At 64.6% G+C, this 16,302-nt stretch carries 15 protein-coding genes; 3 read left to right on the forward strand and 12 right to left on the reverse strand.

Annotated features, from left to right (window positions below):
• The first annotated feature begins 3 nt into the window (after positions 1-3).
• Both EOA27_RS02355 and EOA27_RS02360 read left to right on the forward strand, forming a co-directional pair.
• Positions 4-876: an SMP-30/gluconolactonase/LRE family protein gene (locus EOA27_RS02355; RefSeq protein WP_127255354.1), complete on the forward strand. Its 873-nt coding sequence runs from the start codon at positions 4-6 to the stop codon at positions 874-876.
• Positions 877-980: 104 nt separating this feature from the next.
• Complete coding sequence (locus EOA27_RS02360; protein ID WP_127255352.1) at positions 981-2,033, forward strand: D-alanine:D-lactate ligase-like protein; 1,053 nt, start codon at positions 981-983, stop codon at positions 2,031-2,033.
• On the opposite strand, the gene EOA27_RS02365 is transcribed toward EOA27_RS02360, so the two are convergent.
• The 9 genes from EOA27_RS02365 to EOA27_RS02405 all read right to left on the reverse strand — a co-directional run bounded on the left by EOA27_RS02365 (position 2,030) and on the right by EOA27_RS02405 (position 12,239).
• A complete protein-coding gene (locus EOA27_RS02365) occupies positions 2,030-2,317 on the reverse strand; it encodes a DUF1330 domain-containing protein (RefSeq protein ID WP_126080138.1) in 288 nt (95 codons plus the stop codon). The two genes, EOA27_RS02360 and EOA27_RS02365, sit on opposite strands and share 4 nt — an antisense overlap.
• Positions 2,318-2,478: 161 nt before the next feature.
• Entirely contained in the window at positions 2,479-3,162 is a 684-nt protein-coding gene (pyrF, locus tag EOA27_RS02370) for an orotidine-5'-phosphate decarboxylase (protein ID WP_245467301.1), read from the reverse strand.
• A gap of 23 nt (positions 3,163-3,185) precedes the next feature.
• Positions 3,186-3,782: an NADPH-dependent FMN reductase gene (locus EOA27_RS02375; protein ID WP_126080140.1), complete on the reverse strand. Its 597-nt coding sequence runs from the start codon at positions 3,780-3,782 to the stop codon at positions 3,186-3,188.
• Between the two features lie 115 nt (positions 3,783-3,897).
• Positions 3,898-4,503, reverse strand: a complete 606-nt coding sequence (gene pmtA / locus EOA27_RS02380; protein ID WP_126080141.1) for a phospholipid N-methyltransferase PmtA — start codon at positions 4,501-4,503, stop codon at positions 3,898-3,900.
• Between the two features lie 145 nt (positions 4,504-4,648).
• The gene (dnaJ, locus tag EOA27_RS02385) at positions 4,649-5,776 is read right to left on the reverse strand and encodes a molecular chaperone DnaJ (protein ID WP_126080142.1); all 1,128 of its coding nucleotides are present in this window, start codon (positions 5,774-5,776) and stop codon (positions 4,649-4,651) included.
• 221 nt (positions 5,777-5,997) lie between these two features.
• Positions 5,998-7,914 (reverse strand): molecular chaperone DnaK, encoded by a 1,917-nt coding sequence (dnaK, locus tag EOA27_RS02390; RefSeq protein ID WP_126080143.1) that lies wholly within the window; start codon positions 7,912-7,914, stop codon positions 5,998-6,000.
• A gap of 465 nt (positions 7,915-8,379) precedes the next feature.
• On the reverse strand, positions 8,380-9,348 hold the full coding sequence (locus tag EOA27_RS02395) for a substrate-binding domain-containing protein (protein WP_126080144.1): 969 nt from the start codon (positions 9,346-9,348) through the stop codon (positions 8,380-8,382).
• An 18-nt stretch (positions 9,349-9,366) separates the two neighbouring features.
• Positions 9,367-10,662: an ABC transporter permease gene (locus EOA27_RS02400; protein ID WP_126080145.1), complete on the reverse strand. Its 1,296-nt coding sequence runs from the start codon at positions 10,660-10,662 to the stop codon at positions 9,367-9,369.
• Entirely contained in the window at positions 10,659-12,239 is a 1,581-nt protein-coding gene (locus tag EOA27_RS02405; protein ID WP_126080146.1) for a sugar ABC transporter ATP-binding protein, read from the reverse strand. Before EOA27_RS02405 ends, EOA27_RS02400 begins: the two co-directional genes overlap by 4 nt.
• Before the next feature lie 218 nt (positions 12,240-12,457).
• On the opposite strand from EOA27_RS02405, the gene EOA27_RS02410 reads away from it, so the two are divergent.
• Entirely contained in the window at positions 12,458-13,477 is a 1,020-nt protein-coding gene (locus EOA27_RS02410) for a LacI family DNA-binding transcriptional regulator (protein ID WP_126080147.1), read from the forward strand.
• Here EOA27_RS02410 and EOA27_RS02415 read toward each other — a convergent pair.
• The 3 genes from EOA27_RS02415 to EOA27_RS02425 all read right to left on the reverse strand — a co-directional run bounded on the left by EOA27_RS02415 (position 13,467) and on the right by EOA27_RS02425 (position 16,163).
• Entirely contained in the window at positions 13,467-14,267 is an 801-nt protein-coding gene (locus EOA27_RS02415; RefSeq protein WP_126080148.1) for an inositol monophosphatase family protein, read from the reverse strand. The genes EOA27_RS02410 and EOA27_RS02415 overlap by 11 nt on opposite strands.
• 72 nt (positions 14,268-14,339) lie before the next feature.
• The gene (locus EOA27_RS02420; RefSeq protein WP_126080149.1) at positions 14,340-15,338 is read right to left on the reverse strand and encodes an LLM class flavin-dependent oxidoreductase; all 999 of its coding nucleotides are present in this window, start codon (positions 15,336-15,338) and stop codon (positions 14,340-14,342) included.
• A gap of 3 nt (positions 15,339-15,341) precedes the next feature.
• The gene (locus EOA27_RS02425; protein ID WP_126080150.1) at positions 15,342-16,163 is read right to left on the reverse strand and encodes an arylamine N-acetyltransferase; all 822 of its coding nucleotides are present in this window, start codon (positions 16,161-16,163) and stop codon (positions 15,342-15,344) included.
• Between the last annotated feature and the right edge of the window lie 139 nt (positions 16,164-16,302).

Consider the following 16,302-nt stretch of genomic DNA (forward strand, 5'->3'; position numbering starts at 1 on the left):
ACAATGGACGGCGTTTCGGTTTTTTCCGACCATATCTGCGAGCTCGGCGAAGGCCCGAGCTACGATCCCGCGACCGACACGCTGTTCTGGTTCGACATCGTCAACGGCAAGCTTCTGGAAAAGCCGCTCGCCGGCGCGCTGAAGGTGCATGACCTCGGCGTCATGGCCAGCGCCATCGCCGTCATCGACGCCGATCGCCAGCTCATCGCCACCGAGATCGGCCTGCAGGTCCGCGACGTGAAAACCGGCAGGCTGACGCTGCACACGCCGATCGAGGCCGACAATCCGGTGACGCGATCCAACGATTCCCGCGTCCATCCCTGCGGCGCGCTGTGGACCGGCACGATGGGCAAGGGCGAGGAGAAGGGCGCGGGCTCGATCTACTGGTTCTTCAAGGGCGAATTGCGCCGGCTGTTTTCCGGCATCACCGTCTCGAACTCGATCTGTTTTTCCCTGGACGGCACGATTGCCTACTACACCGACACAGCGACCGGGCTGCTGATGCGCGTCGCCTGCGATCCGGCGACCGGCCTGCCGGCCGGCGAAGTGAAGGTGTTCGTCGATCATCGCTCCTCGAAAGGCTATATCGACGGTTCGGTCGTCGACCGCGACGGCGTGCTGTGGAACGCCGTCTGGGGCGGCAAGGCGGTGAAGGCCTATGCGCCGGACGGCACGCTGCTGCGCGAGATCGCCATGCCGGTGACGCAGGCTTCCTGCCCCGCCTTTGTCGGCGCGAAAGCCGATCGCCTCGCCGTGACCTCGGCCTGGAGCGGCAAGGACGAAAAACAGCGCGCTCTCGATCCGCAAGCCGGCATGACCTTCCTGCTCGATATCCCGGTCAACGGCCGCTTCGAGCCACGCGTGCTGATCGCATAAGACGGTTGAACAGTATCAGGCAATCGCCTTAGGCCGGTCGGTTTCCCGCAAGCCGGCCGCTGCGGCCATGCGATGGTAGCGCCTGATTTCGCCCGGAGCATTCGATGCCGCAGCCGACCCTCATCCTCGTCTACGAGCCGGAAAAGGCCTGCCTCGACCGCCTGTCCGCCGACGGATACCCGGCGGATCGTGCCCTGGAAATTTCGTCCTATCTGGCGCAGTCGACCGACCTTGCGCCCGAATTCGACTTGCTCGCCGCCGCCTGCGAGAAGCGCGGCCTCGCTTTCAAGCCTGTAGAGCTCGACGACGCGGTGCCGGTGCTGGCAAAGGCCGATCCCGCAACAACGCTGGTCTGGACGCTGACCGACGGCATTGCCTATTTCCGGGGCGGCGCTTCGCCGGCGCTGGCGCGGCTGAACGGGCTGCGCACCATCGGCGCCGACGATTCGCTGTTTGCGCTCTGCCAGGACAAGTTCCGCTGCGGCGCCGTGCTTGGCGCGCTCGGCCTGCCGGTGCCGCAAGCCGGCCTGGCGCGCAACGGCGAATGGCTGGTCGAGCCGCCGGCCTCGCCCAAGGGCTGGTTCGTCAAGCCGAAGCGGCTCGGCGCCAAGATCGGCATCTGGCCGGATTCGCGCATCACCGATCTCGGCCATGCGCTGGAGCTTAGCCGGCGCGTCTTTTCCCATTACCGCGACGACGTCGTCGTCCAGCCCTATGTCGCCGGCCGCAACGTGCGCGCGAGCTTCCTTGGGCTAAAGCCCGAAACCGGCATCGAGGCGCTTGGTATCTTCTTCGTCGATTCCGGCGGCGACTTCCAGACCATGGCCGACTCGATGGCGCTTTATGGCGAGACCGGCCAGGCCGCGAAGGATGCGGGCACCTATGTCGAGCCGGAGCTGGAGGCTGTCGGCGCCAGCCAGCCGGCGGCGGATCGAAAAATCCGCGCCATCGCGCAAAAACTGATAAGCGGTCTCGGCCTGAGAGATGTCTTTTCCGTCGACCTCAGAGTCGACGCTGACGACACCGTCCACCTCATCGAGTTCGAAGTCTGCCCCGGCCTGCCCTGCTTCGATTTTCGCGACTATTGCCGCAGGGAATGGGGCATGAGCCTCGCGGATGCGATGGCTGAGACGGCGGCCAATAGGCTCTTTCGCTAAACGCCCTCGACCAGCACGATCTCGCCGTCGGCCACTTTCTGGCGAATGGCGGCGGCGCGCTGGTATTCCGGCGAGTGGTAGCAGTCATGCGCCACGGCCAGCGATTCGAACTCGATGATGACGTTGCGGGCGCGGCCCGGCCCTTCGGCCTTTTCATGCTCGCCGCCGCGCGCCAGGAATTTCGCGCCGAAGCGATCGAAGGCGAGCTTCGCGGCGGCGACATAATACTTGTATCCCTCGGCGTCGCGCACATCGACGCGAGCGATCCAATATCCCTTGGGCATTGCGTTCCTCCTGTTTGCGCGCACGGAGCGAGGACCGGTTCCGAAAGTCGCTCCGGTGAGGCAGCTGGTGGTTTTTTCGAGAACCGGAGCGGAGCGTACTTAAAGTACGTGAGTACCGGAAGCGCAGAAAACGCGCCGGAGTAGAGTTTCAGAACCGGTCCTCAGGCCGACTGCATCTCGGCGATTATCGCCTCGGCCGCGGCGCGGCGGTCCGGCGCCTTGACGATCGGCCGGCCGACGACGAGATGGCTGGCGCCGTTGCGGATCGCCTGCGCCGGCGTAACCACGCGTTTCTGGTCGCCATGGTCGCTGCCCGACGGGCGGATGCCCGGCGTCACCACCGCCAGGTCGGGGCCGACGATGCGGCGCACCGCTTCGGCCTCTTCCGCCGAGCAGACGATGCCGCCCATGCCGGCATGCAGCGCCTGTTCGGAGCGCCTGAGCACCAGCGTGTGCGGGTCGTATTCATAGCCGGCGTCGATCATGTCCTGCTCGTCCATCGAGGTCAGCACCGTCACACCAAGCAGGCACAGATCGCTGCCTTTGGCCGCCTCGACAGCCGCTCTCATCGTTTTGGGATAGGCATGCAGCGTCAGCATCGAGACACCCATTTTGACGATGTTCTCCACGCCCTTGGCCACGGTGTTGTCGATGTCGAGCAGCTTCATGTCGAGGAACACTTTGGTGCCGCCGCTGGCGAGCTCCCGCGCGAAGTCTAGCCCGCCGGCAAAGGCCAGCTGGTAGCCGATCTTGTAGAAGGAAACGGCGCCTTCGAGCTCGCGTACCGCCGTCTCGGCCTCCTTCAGCGTCGGAAGGTCGAGCCCGACGATCAAACGGCCCCGCATCGTGTCTGCCTCCGCGAAATTGATCACACCTCGATCCGGGTCGACAGCATGCGCGAGGTTTCCATCAGTGTACGGCATAGGCGCTCCATCGATTGGTGTAGTCTGGCGTCCCTGAATTGTCCGTCCTCGGCGAAGGCTTCGTCGGCCTCGGAGACTGAGCATTCCGGCGTGATCACCTCCATCTGGCAGCGCACCAGCACCGCGCGCAGATGGTTGATGCAGCGTATGCCGGCGAACTTGCCCTCGGAGGACGAGCAGAGCCCGACCGGCTTGCCGGCAAGCGGCCTGAAGGTGCGGCTGCCCTCACGGCGTATCCGGCTCACCCAGTCGATCGCGTTCTTGAGCAATGGCGGGATCGAGCCGTTATATTCGGGCGTCGCGATCAGGACCCCGTCATGCGCCGCGATCTGGCGGCCGAGCCTGAGCGCGTTCTCGGGGATGCCTTTTTCCTTTTCGAGGTCCTCGTCCATGATCGGCAGCGGATAGTCGCCGAGCGAGATGCGCGTCACTTCCGCGCCCTGCACGGCCAATTCCTTCTGCGCCACATCGGCGGTCCGGCCGCTATAGGCGCCGGTCCGGACCGAGCCGGCGAAGACGAGGATTCGTAGGATCACTGCCATGGGCCTGCTTCGCCAAGGGAGTAGGGGAGTAAGGGAATAGGGCAGTAGGGATAGTGCGGAAACTGAATGTTCATTCCCTATTCCCCTACTGCCTTACTCCCCTACTCCCTTAACCCTAATGCGCCGCGCGGCGATAGATCCACAGCTGCGTCGGCGGGATGTTGCGGAAGATGAAATCGAAATGCTCGACGGTGTAGTCGCCGCGCCCCGCCGGGATCGGCGACAGCGGGCCGTAGGTCAGCTGCACGATCGGCCGTCCGGCGGGAATGCGGTCGAGCAGGCTTTCGATATAGGCGATGCGCTGGGCGACCGGGAAATTGAGCAGCGGCACGCCGGAGACGACCGAATCGAACACCATGTCGCGCTTCTCGCCGAGCGTGGCATTTAGATTGAAGGCGTCGCCCTCGATCACGTTGACGCCGGGATAGAGCCCGCGCAGATGGCGCACGAAGTCGGTCGAATATTCGACCGCGTAGAGATTTTCCGGCTTTACACCCTGGGCGAGGATGGCGCGGGTGATTACGCCGGTGCCTGGCCCCACCTCAAGCACGGGCAGGCCAGATCTCGGATTGACGATCGAGGCCATCTTGCGGGCGGTGACGGAACTGGTGGGGACGATCGAGCCGACCGTTTTCGGCTTGTCGATCCAGCCTTTGAAGAACTTCAGCTCGTCGTCGAATTTTTCCGCCAGCGCTTTGCGCAATCCGGGACTACGTGCCATCAGAGCTCTCCTCAATGCTCGCCCCCCGATCCGCTACTTAGCAGGTGGGTGGGACAAGGCAAGGCGTCAAGCTGGCATAAGATGTTGCTGACGCTTGGGAAGCGGATCGCCCTCCCAGGCCGTGCGCAATGCTGGCGTGTGACGATCAGTTTTCGCCGAACGACTCGAAGAAGTCCTTCATGCGGGCGAAGAAGCCGCTCGACTGAGGCGAGTTGTCCTTCGAGGAGAGCTGCTCGAACTCTTCCAGCAATTCGCGCTGGCGGCGCGACAGGTTCTGCGGCGTCTCGACCGCCGTCTGGATGTAGAGGTCGCCGACATTGGCCTGGCGCAGCACCGGCATGCCTTTGCCCTTGAGGCGGAACTGGCGGCCGTTCTGCGTGCCTTCCGGCACTTTCACCTTGGTCTGCGTGCCGTCGAGCGTGGTGACCTCGAAGGAGCCGCCAAGGGCGGCCGTCGTCATCGAGATCGGCACTTTGCAATAAAGGTCTGCGCCGTCGCGCTGGAAGAATTCGTGCGGCTTTACCGCCAGGAAGATGTAAAGGTCGCCGGACGGCCCGCCGCGCAAGCCCGCCTCGCCCTCATTGGCCAGCCGGATGCGAGTGCCGTCCTCGATGCCGGCCGGGATGTTGACCGACAGCGAGCGCTCCTCGGTGACGCGGCCCTGTCCAGCGCATTTCGGGCAAGGGTCCTTGATCGTCTGGCCGCGGCCCTGGCATTGCGGGCAGGTGCGCTCGATCGAGAAGAAGCCTTGCGTGGCGCGCACCTTGCCGTGGCCGTGGCACATCGAGCAGGTCACCGGCTGCGTGCCGGGCTTGGCGCCGCTGCCGGAGCATTCCGAGCAGGAAATGGAAGCCGGCACGTGGATCTGCGCGGTCTTGCCGGAAAAGGCCTCTTCCAGCGTGATTTCCATGTTGTAGCGCAGGTCGGCGCCGCGTTCGCGGCCGCCCGACGAGCGGCGCTGGCGGCCACCCATCATGTCGCCGAAAATATCCTCGAAGATGTCCGCGAAACCGCCGGCGCCGAAGCCGTGCGCGGCGCCGTTCATGCCGCCCTCGAAGGCGGCGTGGCCGAAGCGGTCATAGGCGGCGCGCTTCTGCGGGTCCTTCAGCGTCTCGTAGGCTTCGTTGATTTCCTTGAACTTGTGCTCGCAGGCATGGTCGCCGGGGTTGCGGTCGGGATGGAACTGCATGGCGAGCTTGCGAAAAGCGCTCTTGAGTTCCTTTTCGTCGGCGCCTTTTTGCACGCCCAGCGTTTCGTAGAAATCAGCTTTCATTTTTTCCCGCTGTCCGGATGCTCAATGTCTTCAAGCATTGTTGGCGACGTTTGCCGGCATGGCCTTGGATTTAGGAGCGATGTTTCCCGGATGCTAGTACCAAGCAGGCTAGCTCCGGTTTTTTCCGTCACTTTTTCAAGCAGGCCCGTACTTTTTCAACGAAGGTTGCAAAAAAGCCCGGCTTTGCACCGGGCTTTTGCACTTAATCGCCGTCAGCCGGCTCAAGCCGACTTCTTCTTGTCGTCGTCTTCGTCGATTTCCTCGAAGTCGGCGTCGACCACGTCCGAATCCTTGGCGGCATCCGCCTTGGCGTCGGCTTCGGCCGCTTCCTTCTGCGAGGCCTCGTACATGGCCTGGCCGAGCTTCATCGACACTTCGGCGAGCGACTGCGACTTGGCCTCGATATCGGCCGGATCGTCGCCTTCGGCCGCGGTCTTCAGCGCGGCGATGGCATCGGAGATCGCGGTGCGATCAGCATCCGAGACCTTGTCGCCATAATCCTTCAGCGACTTCTCGGACGAATGCACCAGCGCCTCGGCCTGGTTGCGGGCCTCGACGAGAGCACGGCGCTTCTTGTCGGCGTCGGCATTGGCCTCGGCGTCCTTCACCATCTTCTCGATGTCGGCGTCGGACAGGCCGCCCGAAGCCTGGATGCGGATCTGGTGCTCCTTGCCGGTGCCCTTGTCCTTGGCCGAGACGTTGACGATGCCGTTGGCGTCGATGTCGAAGGTGACCTCGATCTGCGGCACGCCGCGCGGCGCCGGCGGGATGCCGACCAGGTCGAACTGGCCGAGCAGCTTGTTGTCCGCCGCCATTTCGCGCTCGCCCTGGAAGACGCGGATCGTCACAGCCGACTGCGAATCCTCGGCGGTCGAGAAGGTCTGGCTCTTCTTGGTCGGGATCGTCGTGTTGCGCTCGATCAGTCGGGTGAACACGCCACCCAGCGTCTCGATGCCCAGCGACAGCGGCGTCACATCGAGCAACAGCACGTCCTTAACATCGCCCTGCAGCACGCCGGCCTGGATGGCGGCGCCGAGCGCAACGACCTCATCCGGATTGACGCCCTTGTGCGGCTCCTTGCCGAAGAACTGCTTCACGATCTCCTGGATCTTGGGCATGCGGGTCATGCCGCCGACCAGCACCACTTCGTCGATCTCGGCAGCCTTCAGGCCAGCATCCTTGAGCGCCGCCTTGCAGGGCTCGATCGTGCGCTGGACGAGGTCGTCGACCAGCTGCTCGAACTTCGCCCGGGTGAGCTTCATCGTCAGGTGCTTCGGGCCGGTGGCGTCGGCGGTGATGAAGGGAAGGTTGATCTCGGTCTGCGTCGTCGACGACAGCTCGATCTTGGCCTTCTCGGCCGCTTCCTTCAGACGCTGCAGCGCCAGTTTGTCGGCCTTGAGGTCGATGCCCTGTTCCTTCTTGAATTCGGCCGCCAGATATTCGACGAGCCGCATGTCGAAATCCTCGCCGCCGAGGAAGGTGTCACCATTGGTCGACTTCACCTCGAACACGCCGTCGCCGATTTCGAGCACGGAAATATCGAAGGTGCCGCCGCCAAGGTCATAGACGGCGATGGTCTTGCCGTCCTTCTTCTCCAGGCCGTAGGCAAGGGCTGCGGCCGTCGGCTCGTTGATGATGCGCAGCACCTCAAGGCCGGCGATCCTGCCGGCGTCCTTGGTCGCCTGGCGCTGGGCGTCGTTGAAATAGGCCGGAACGGTGATGACCGCCTTCTCGACCTTCTCGCCCAGATAGGCTTCTGCCGTCTCCTTCATCTTCTGCAGGATCATGGCCGAGATCTGGCTGGGCGACTGCTTCTTGCCGCCGGCCTCGACCCAGGCGTCGCCATTGTCGCCCTTGACGATCTTGTAGGGGACAAGCTTCTTGTCCTTCTCCGTCACCGGGTCGTCATAGCGGCGGCCGATCAGGCGCTTGACCGCGAAGATGGTGTTTTCAGGATTGGTGACCGCCTGGCGCTTGGCCGGCTGGCCAACGAGGCGTTCGCCGTCATTCGAGATGGCGACGATGGAAGGCGTCGTGCGCGCGCCCTCAGCATTCTCAATCACCTTGGGGTCCTTGCCATCCATGATGGCGATGCAGGAATTGGTGGTGCCGAGATCGATACCGATAACTTTTGCCATTGTTCTAGTCTCTCCTCTAAGCAGGCTCTCAGGACCCTTCAAAAGGCGTTCCGACGAAAGCCCCTGTTCACAAGAAATCCCGTCATGGTCACCGGTTTTCGGGGGCCGGGACGGCTGGGGCGTATATAAGAACAGCCGATACGGGGCGCAAGCATTCTGCGCAAGCTGTTCATTGTCTCGGCAAGGCTTTGGCAGCGATCCGCCGCGCGTTGGGGCGCGCTCGGCGCGAGCCCGCGCTATCGTATTGTTCCGACTGGCTTTTTTGGACGCGACGCCGCTGGCGGCGCCTGGAGCCGTCATCCGGTGAGGGTAACGCTCGCCTCGGGGGGCGTGACTTTCGGTCGCGAAAGGCCGGAAAATCGGCGTCTCGGCGACCTTTCACGCATCCGGCGGCTAGCTTGTCAGGGGAGCGCCTCGCGCTCGGGCAAAACCCTGCCGGGCGCGTGGCCCGGCAGGGCTCCGGACTTAGAGCCCGTTGTCCTTGAGGATCTTGGCGGCGTTCTCCTTGGTGATCTTCTCCGTCGGCAGCGTGATGGTCTTCTCGACCTTCTCGCCGTTGAGGAACTTGATCGCCTGACGCAGGCCCTCGGCGCCCGGCGTGACATAGGTGAAGGTCGCGGTCAGCTCGCCCTTGTTCACCATCTGCACGCCTTCGTTGGGCAGACCGTCGATGCCGATGAACTTGATGTCCTTCTCGCGCCCGACATCCTTCGCCGCGAGATAGGCGCCATAGGCCATCGGATCGTTGTGGCCGTAGACGAGGTCGATCTTCTCGTTGGTCTTCAGCGCGTTGGCCATGATGTTGTAGGCCTGGTCCTGCTTCCAGTCGCCCGACTGCTGGTCGAGCAGATACTTGATGCCCGGCTCCTTGTCGGTGAATTCATGGAAACCGTCATGGCGGTCATGCGCCGGCTGCGTGCCCATGCCGCCCCAGATCTCGACGACGTTGCCGGCGGCCTTGCCCTTGCCGCCCAGAAGCTCGACGGCATATTCGCCGGCAGCCCGGCCGATCAGCTTGTTGTCGCCACCGACGAACTGCGTGTAGTCCTTGGTGTCGACATTGCGGTCGAGCACGAAGACCGGGATCTTGGCGTCGATCGCCTGTTGCACCACGCCGGTGAGGCCGGCCGATTCCTTCGGCGACACCAGCAGCGCGTCGACCTCCTGGCGGATCAGGTTCTCGACGTCGGCGACCTGCTTTTCGGTCTTGTCCTCGCCGTCGGTGATGATCAGCTCGACTTCCGGATGCCTGGCGGCCTCGGCGATGATGTCCTTGTTGAACTGGGCGCGCCAGGGTTCGATGGTCGTCACCTGCGAGAAGCCGATCTTCCACTTCTTGTCCTGGGCAAAGGCATGGTTGCCGGACAGAATTGCGGTGGTCGTCAGAAGTGCCGCCGCGAAAGTGGCGAGCTTCAGCATTTCACGTCGTTTCATGGTCCTATTTCCTCCGGATTATAGAGACGAGGTCTCCTGTGACGGCCGCTTGGCCGCGGCCGTTTCCTTTTGCGCCGCCCGTCCGCCGGGCAGGCGCAGATAGCTTAAAATGTCGCCGGCGTTGCGCTCCTGAACGAGCACCGTGCCGATGATGATCGCCCCCTTCAGCACCAGCTGAAGGTTCGAATTGATGTTGTGCAGCTGCAGGATGTTGGACAGCAGTCCGAAGATCAGCACGCCGCAGAAGGTGCCGATCAGGCTGCCGCGCCCGCCCATCAGGCTGGTGCCGCCGATAACCACGGCGGCGATGGCGTCGAGCTCCAGCCCCGCGCCGGCATCCGGCTTGCCTTGCCGGTATTGCGCCACGTAGAGCGCCGCCGCGATGCCGGCGAGCAGGCCGGACACCGCATAGGTGGCGATCTTGACGCGTCCCGCCGCGATGCCGGAAAGCCTGGCCGCCTCCTCATTGCCGCCGATGGCGTAGACATAGCGGCCGAAGGGCGTGAAGCGCAGCACCGCGCCGTAGATCACGACCGCGCCGAGGAAGAACAGGCCTGGCATCGGCACGACGCCGAACACCAGCGAGCGCAGGATCTCGAACTCTTCCGTGGCGTTGGAGCCGGTATAGACCGGCAGCACCGCATTGTTCTGGCCGGCGGTCAGCCTGGCGATGCCGAGCGCTGTCACCATCATCGCCAGCGTCACGATAAAGGGCTGCAGGCGGCCGGCGACGATGATGAAGCCGTTGATGGTGCCGAACAGCAGGCCGACGCAAGGCGCCACCAGAAGCACGCCGAGCACGCCGAACTTGGTCTCGACCTGCGGCAGCAGGTACCACAGCGAGAGGCAGCAAAGGATCACGCCGACCACGCCCGGGATGACCAGCCCGCGCGTCGTGTCCAGCCGCACGTCGCGGCCGGCTTCCGCGCCGGCGCGGGATTTCTGGATGTTGAGCAGGATGAAGCGGGTGGCGAGTGCGCCGAGGCTGAGAGCCACCAGCGCGGTCGTCGGCACGCCAAGCGCCGCCGACGGCGTGATGCCCGGCACGGTGAGCAGCATGGCGCAGACGACCGAGCAGATCGCCATCAGCGAGCCGACGGAAAGATCGATGCCGCCGGTCAGGATCACCGCCGTCATGCCGGTGGCGATGAGGCCGGTGGTCGACACCTGGCGCAGCACGTCGAGCAGGTTACCGTAGGACAAGAAGATGTTGTTGCCCTTGGAGCTGATCGGCGAGCCGAACACGCCGATCAGGAAGATGGCGATCAGCCCCCAGTAAAGTTTGGTGCGGGAGACAAGGCTGATGAGGTTCATGCCGCAGGTCTCGCGGTCCTTCTAGGGGCGGCAAGCCGCATGATCGCCTCCTCGCTGGCCTCAATGCGGGACAGGATGCCGCGCTGGCGGCCCTCCGCCATGACCAGGATGCGGTCGGCCAGATGCAGAAGCTCGGGCAGTTCCGAGCTGATCACGGTGATCGCCAGCCCGTCGCCGGCGAGCTTGAAGATGAGGTCGTAGATCTCGCGCTTGGCGCCGACATCGATGCCGCGCGTCGGCTCGTCGAGCAGAAGCACGCGCGGCCGTGTCGCCAGCCATTTGCCGATCACCACCTTCTGCTGGTTGCCGCCCGACAGCGTGCCGGCGGCCTGCTCGATGCTTTCGCAGCGTATGCCGAGCGCGCTCACCGCCTCGCGCGCAAGGCCTTGCTCGCCCGAGCGCGAGCGCAGGCCGAAGCGCGCCAGCGCGCCGACCAGCGGCAGCGCGACATTGTCGGTGATCGAGGCCGTGAGATGCAGGCCTTGCGTCTTGCGGTCCTCGGTGACCAAGGCAATGCCCAGCCGGCGCGCCTCGCGCGGCGAGCCGATCTCGACCGGCGCGCCGTCGAGCTTGATCTCGCCGCCGGTACGGCCGCCGCCGGAGCCGAAGATCGCTTCCAGGATTTCGGTGCGGCCGGAACCCAGCAGCCCGCCTATGCCGAGGATTTCGCCCGCCGAAAGATCGAAGCTCACGCCCTCGATCACGCTGCGCCAGCCATGCCGGTCGGGCTTCGACAGCGACAGGTCCCTGACCGCGAGCACAGCCTTGCCGCCCGGACCGCGCTGATGATCGGAGGACGCCATAAGATCGCGGCCGACCATGGCCGAGATGATGGCGTCTTCGTTCAGCGCCGCCATATCGTTGGTCAGCACGTGACGCCCGTCGCGCAGCACCGTCACCCGGCTTGCCAGATGCATGACCTCGTCGATGCGGTGCGAGATGTAGACGATGGCGACGCCGCTTGCCGCGAGCTGACGGATGATGCGGAACAGTCGCTCGCACTCGGCCGGTGACAGCGCCGAGGTGGGTTCGTCCATGATCAGGATGCGCGCCGATTTCGACAGCGCCTTGGCGATCTCCACCAGCTGCTGCTCGCCGACCCTGAGCCGGCCGACCCGCGCTTCCGGATCGAGCTCGATGCCGAGACGCTGCAACAGCGCTTTTGCCGCGCGGCTGCTCGCCTTGCGGTCAACCACCAGCCCGGCGATCAGCTTTTCGCGGCCGAGGAAGATGTTGTCGGCGACGCTGAGCTCGGGGACGAGGTTGAGCTCCTGGTGGATGATGGCGATGCCAGCGTCCTCGGCGTCGCGCACACCGGCGAAACGGACCGCCTGGCCGTCGATGGCGACAGTGCCTTCGTAGTCGGTATAGACGCCCGAGAGGATCTTCATCAGCGTCGATTTGCCGGCGCCGTTCTCGCCCATCAGCGCATGCACCTCGCCGGGCCTGAGGTCCAGGCTGACATCGGACAGCGCGGTGATGCCGCCGAACCGCTTGGAAATGCCGGTCGCGCTCAGGACGACGGTCGGACCGTCGGCCGTCACGTCCTCCGTCGTGATGGAGCCAGCGCGCTGCATGACAAAGGACGGCCTCCCTCCGTCGTCTTCGGCGACTTGAACGCTAATCGAAACGTTTCGAACGTGTCAAGCGCCTATCTGTTCTCTGAGGATTGATGCATTTCAATTCTTGCGAAAAATGCCGGGTTTACGTAGGTTTAGCCAGATAAGGGCGGCTAAACGTTTCGAAAATGACGGCGTCAGAGCAGAAAAAACAGCGGAAATCCACGGCGCCGACCATGCTGCATGTGGCTGAGGCGGCGCGTGTGTCCGTAGCCACGGTCTCTGCATTGCTCAACGGTACCGCCACCGTCAGTCCCGAGCTTACGCAACGCATCGAGCAGGCGATCCGCGACATCGGCTACAAGCGCAATGCCATCGCCCGCAGCCTGAAGATGGGCACCACGCGCACAATCGGCCTCACCGTGCCGCACATCACCAACCCGTTCTTCACCGATGTCGTCTCGGTCATCCAGCAGGCCTTCGACCGCGCCGGCTATGCCGTCATGCTGTGCTGCACCGACGAGGATCTGAACACGCAGGACGAGCAGATCCGCCTGCTGCTCGACCGCATGGTCGACGGGCTGATCGTGGCGCGCGTCGGCGACGGCGGCCTTCTGAAGAGCATCGTCGAGGACACCAATGTGCCGGTGGTGCTGCTCGACCGCCTTTGCGAAGGCGTCGACACCGACGCGGTGGTGCTGGACAACCAGCGTGCCGTGTTCGACGCCGTCACCTATCTAATCCATCTTGGCCATCGGCGCATCGGCTACATCACCGGCACGTCCGACATATCTCCCATGCATGACCGCATGATCGGCTATCGCGAGGCGCTGCAGGCGGCCGGCCTGCCGGTGGCGGAGGAACTCATACGCTCCGGCAATTTCCACGAGATCGACGGCTACAACGCCACCATGCAGCTCTTGTCGCTGCACGACCGGCCAAGCGCGATCTTCTCGGCCAACAACCCGATGGTGATCGGCACGATGAAGGCGATCCGCGACATCGGCCTCTCTTGCCCCGAGGACATTTCGGTCGCCTGCTTCGACGACTTTCCCTGGTCGGACGTGTTCGTGCCGCAGCTCACCACCGTCGCGCAGCCGGTGCAGGCGATCGGCGAGCAGGCGGCGAACCTCCTGCTCGACCGGCTGGCCGGCAACCGCGACGCGCCGCCGCGCAAGCTGGTGCTGAAGGGCCGGCTGATGATCCGCAATTCCTGCCGGCCGCTGGGCGCGATCGCGCAGAGCGTCAGCGCGTAGCTTCGAGAGCCTCTGCGCACAGCGCCTGCAATCTCGGGAAGATGCGGCTGCCGCCGGTGATCACCCGCGTGCCCTGGCCGAGCACCGTCTTCGGATCCGCTCTGAGCACCGTGCCGCCGGCCTCTTCGACCAGCAGCATGCCGGCGAGGCAATCCCAGGCGTTCATGTGCTCCTCGACATAGCCGAGCAGCCGGCCGGACGCCGCATAGGCGAGCATCAGCGCTCCGGAAGCATTGCGGTAGAAGACGCCGCCCTCCGCCATGATCAGGCTGATGAGAGTGACGACATTCTTGGTCGAGGCGCGGTTGGACAGCCCGGTGCCGACGGCGCCCTCGGAAAGCGACGCGGCATTGCTGGTCTTGATCGGCTTGCCGTTGAGGAAGGCGCCGCCGCCCAGGCGGCCGTAGAACGTCTCGTCGGTCGAAGGCTCATGGATGACGCCGACCACCGTCTCGCCGTCCTTGGCGCAGGCGATCACCACGCACCAGGCGGGAATGCCGCGCACGAAATTGGCGGTGCCGTCGATCGGGTCGATCACCCAGACATGGCCGGTTGTTCCGGTCACCGCAGCATGCTCCTCGCCGATGATGCCGTCTTGCGGATAGGCCTCGGCGATCGCCGCGCGGATGAACAGCTCGACCTCGCGGTCGGCTTCCGAAACCAGGTCCTGGTGACCCTTGCTCTCGACGGCCAGGTTGTCGAGGTCGCGGAAATATTTCAGCCCCAGCTCGCCGGCGCGGCGCGCCAGGTCGATGGCAAAATGCATGCGGTCGTCGAGATCTTTGGTCACGGGGAACTCTTGGCTGAGAGGGACATCTGCGCCCTTAACAGACCAATATGTCAGGCGAAAGTGACAGCGCGATCACGCCGCCTTGGACATCGATTTGTGCACGTCGGCGAGAATTTCGTAGGAGCGCACGCGCGCAGCGTGATCGAAGATCTGCGCCGTCACCATCAATTCGTCGGCGCCGGTGCGGCGGATGAAGGCGTCGATGCCCTGGCGCACCGTCTCCGGCGAACCGATGACGGCGCAGGACAGCGCCTGGGCAAGCATGGTTTTCGCCATAGGATCGAGATCGCGGTCGTAATTCTCGACCGGCGGCGGCAATTGCCCCGGACGGCCGCTGCGCAAATTGACGAAGGCCTGCTGCAGCGAGCTGAACAACAGCTTCGCCTCAGCGTCCGTCGGCGCGGCGGAGACATTGAGGCCGAGCATGACATAAGGCTTGTCGAGCTGCGCCGACGCCTGGAACCGCGTGCGATAAACCTCCAGCGCATGGTCGAGCTCGGCCGGCGCGAAATGCGAGGCGAAAGCGTAGGGCAGGCCGAGAAGCGCTGCGAGCTGCGCGCCATAGAGGCTGGAGCCGAGTATCCAGACCGGCACGGTCTGGCCTTCGCCCGGCACGGCACGGATGCGCTGGCCTTCCTCGGCCGGCTGGAAATAGCCCATCAGCTCGACCACGTCCTGCGGGAAATTGTCGGCAGACTCCAGGTTGCGGCGCAGCGCCCGCGCGGTCAGCATGTCGGTGCCCGGCGCGCGGCCGAGTCCGAGGTCGATGCGGCCGGGAAAAAGTGCCGCCAGCGTGCCGAACTGCTCGGCGATCACCAGCGGCGCATGGTTGGGCAGCATGATGCCGCCGGCGCCGACGCGGATTGACTTGGTGCCGCCGGCGACATGCGCGATCACGACGGATGTCGCGGCGCTCGCGATGCCCGGCATGTTGTGGTGCTCGGCCAGCCAGTAGCGCTTGTAGCCCAGGCGCTCGGCATGGCGGGCGAGGTCGAGCGAATTGGCGAGCGACTGCGAAGCGGTGCTGCCTTGGGTGATCGGCGACAGGTCGAGAACCGAAAGGGCGGTCATTGGTCAGGTCTCCACGATGCGTTTTTCCCTGAGCCTTGCCTCGAAGGCGGCGCGGTTGGGAATGACGATGGCGAGCTGGTTCTCCAGCACGTCGGCAAGTTCGACGGCGGTCGCGATCTCGCGCTGCTCGCTGCGGCCCCTGGCATGATGCGTCGAAAGGCGGTTGTTGCGCAGCGCGTAGCGCCGGTCGGGCAAAGCGAGCGCGGCGACCAGCGTCGACAGGAAATGCGAGCTCGGATGCGTCGACAGGAAATGGCTGGCGACCCGGTAGTCGACCTCATAGGCCCGGCTCAGGTCGAAGCGGTAGAGCGTGCGCCAATCATCGCCGATATCGGCCTGCAGGCGGAATTGTCCGCCGGTCTCGACGAGGCGGAAGGTTTCGTGCGGCGTCTGCTGCTCGAGCCCTGGTTCCAAAAGCAGCGGCGCCGTCAGCGTCAGGCCGCCGAAGCCGACATCGCCGATGTAAGTGCGGCCGCCAAGCTCGATGCGCAGCAGCATATGGCTGCGCGCCGTGACGGCGTCATCCGGCTGGCCCCACAGCACGCGGGCGGCAAGGCCGCTGACGGTGAAGCCCAGCGCGTCAAGCGCGTGCATGAAGATCAGATTGTGCTCGAAGCAATAGCCGCCGCGGCCCTGGCGAAAAACCTTGTCCTGCAGCGAAGCGACGTCGAGGCCGACGGAGACGCCCATCAAGGCATCAATGTTCTCGAACGGGATCGCCCGCGGGTGCGCGGCGTGCAGCGCCTGCAGCGTGGCAAGCGAAGCGTCGGCCGGTCCGCCGTAACCGATGCGGGCAAAATAGCCATCGAGATCGAAGTCGCTCATTCAGGACGGGTCCGGCTTGACCGGTCCGATATAGGCACTGGGCACCGGCGTCGCAAACAATGGCCGGGATTTGGGATTGGGCCAGCCCTCAGGCTGCTTGATTGTGGTTGTTCTCGGCCGGCTCGTCATCGACGACAGC

Origin of the sequence: Mesorhizobium sp. M2A.F.Ca.ET.037.01.1.1 (assembly GCF_003998075.1) — a bacterium.
Classification (GTDB): domain Bacteria; phylum Pseudomonadota; class Alphaproteobacteria; order Rhizobiales; family Rhizobiaceae; genus Mesorhizobium.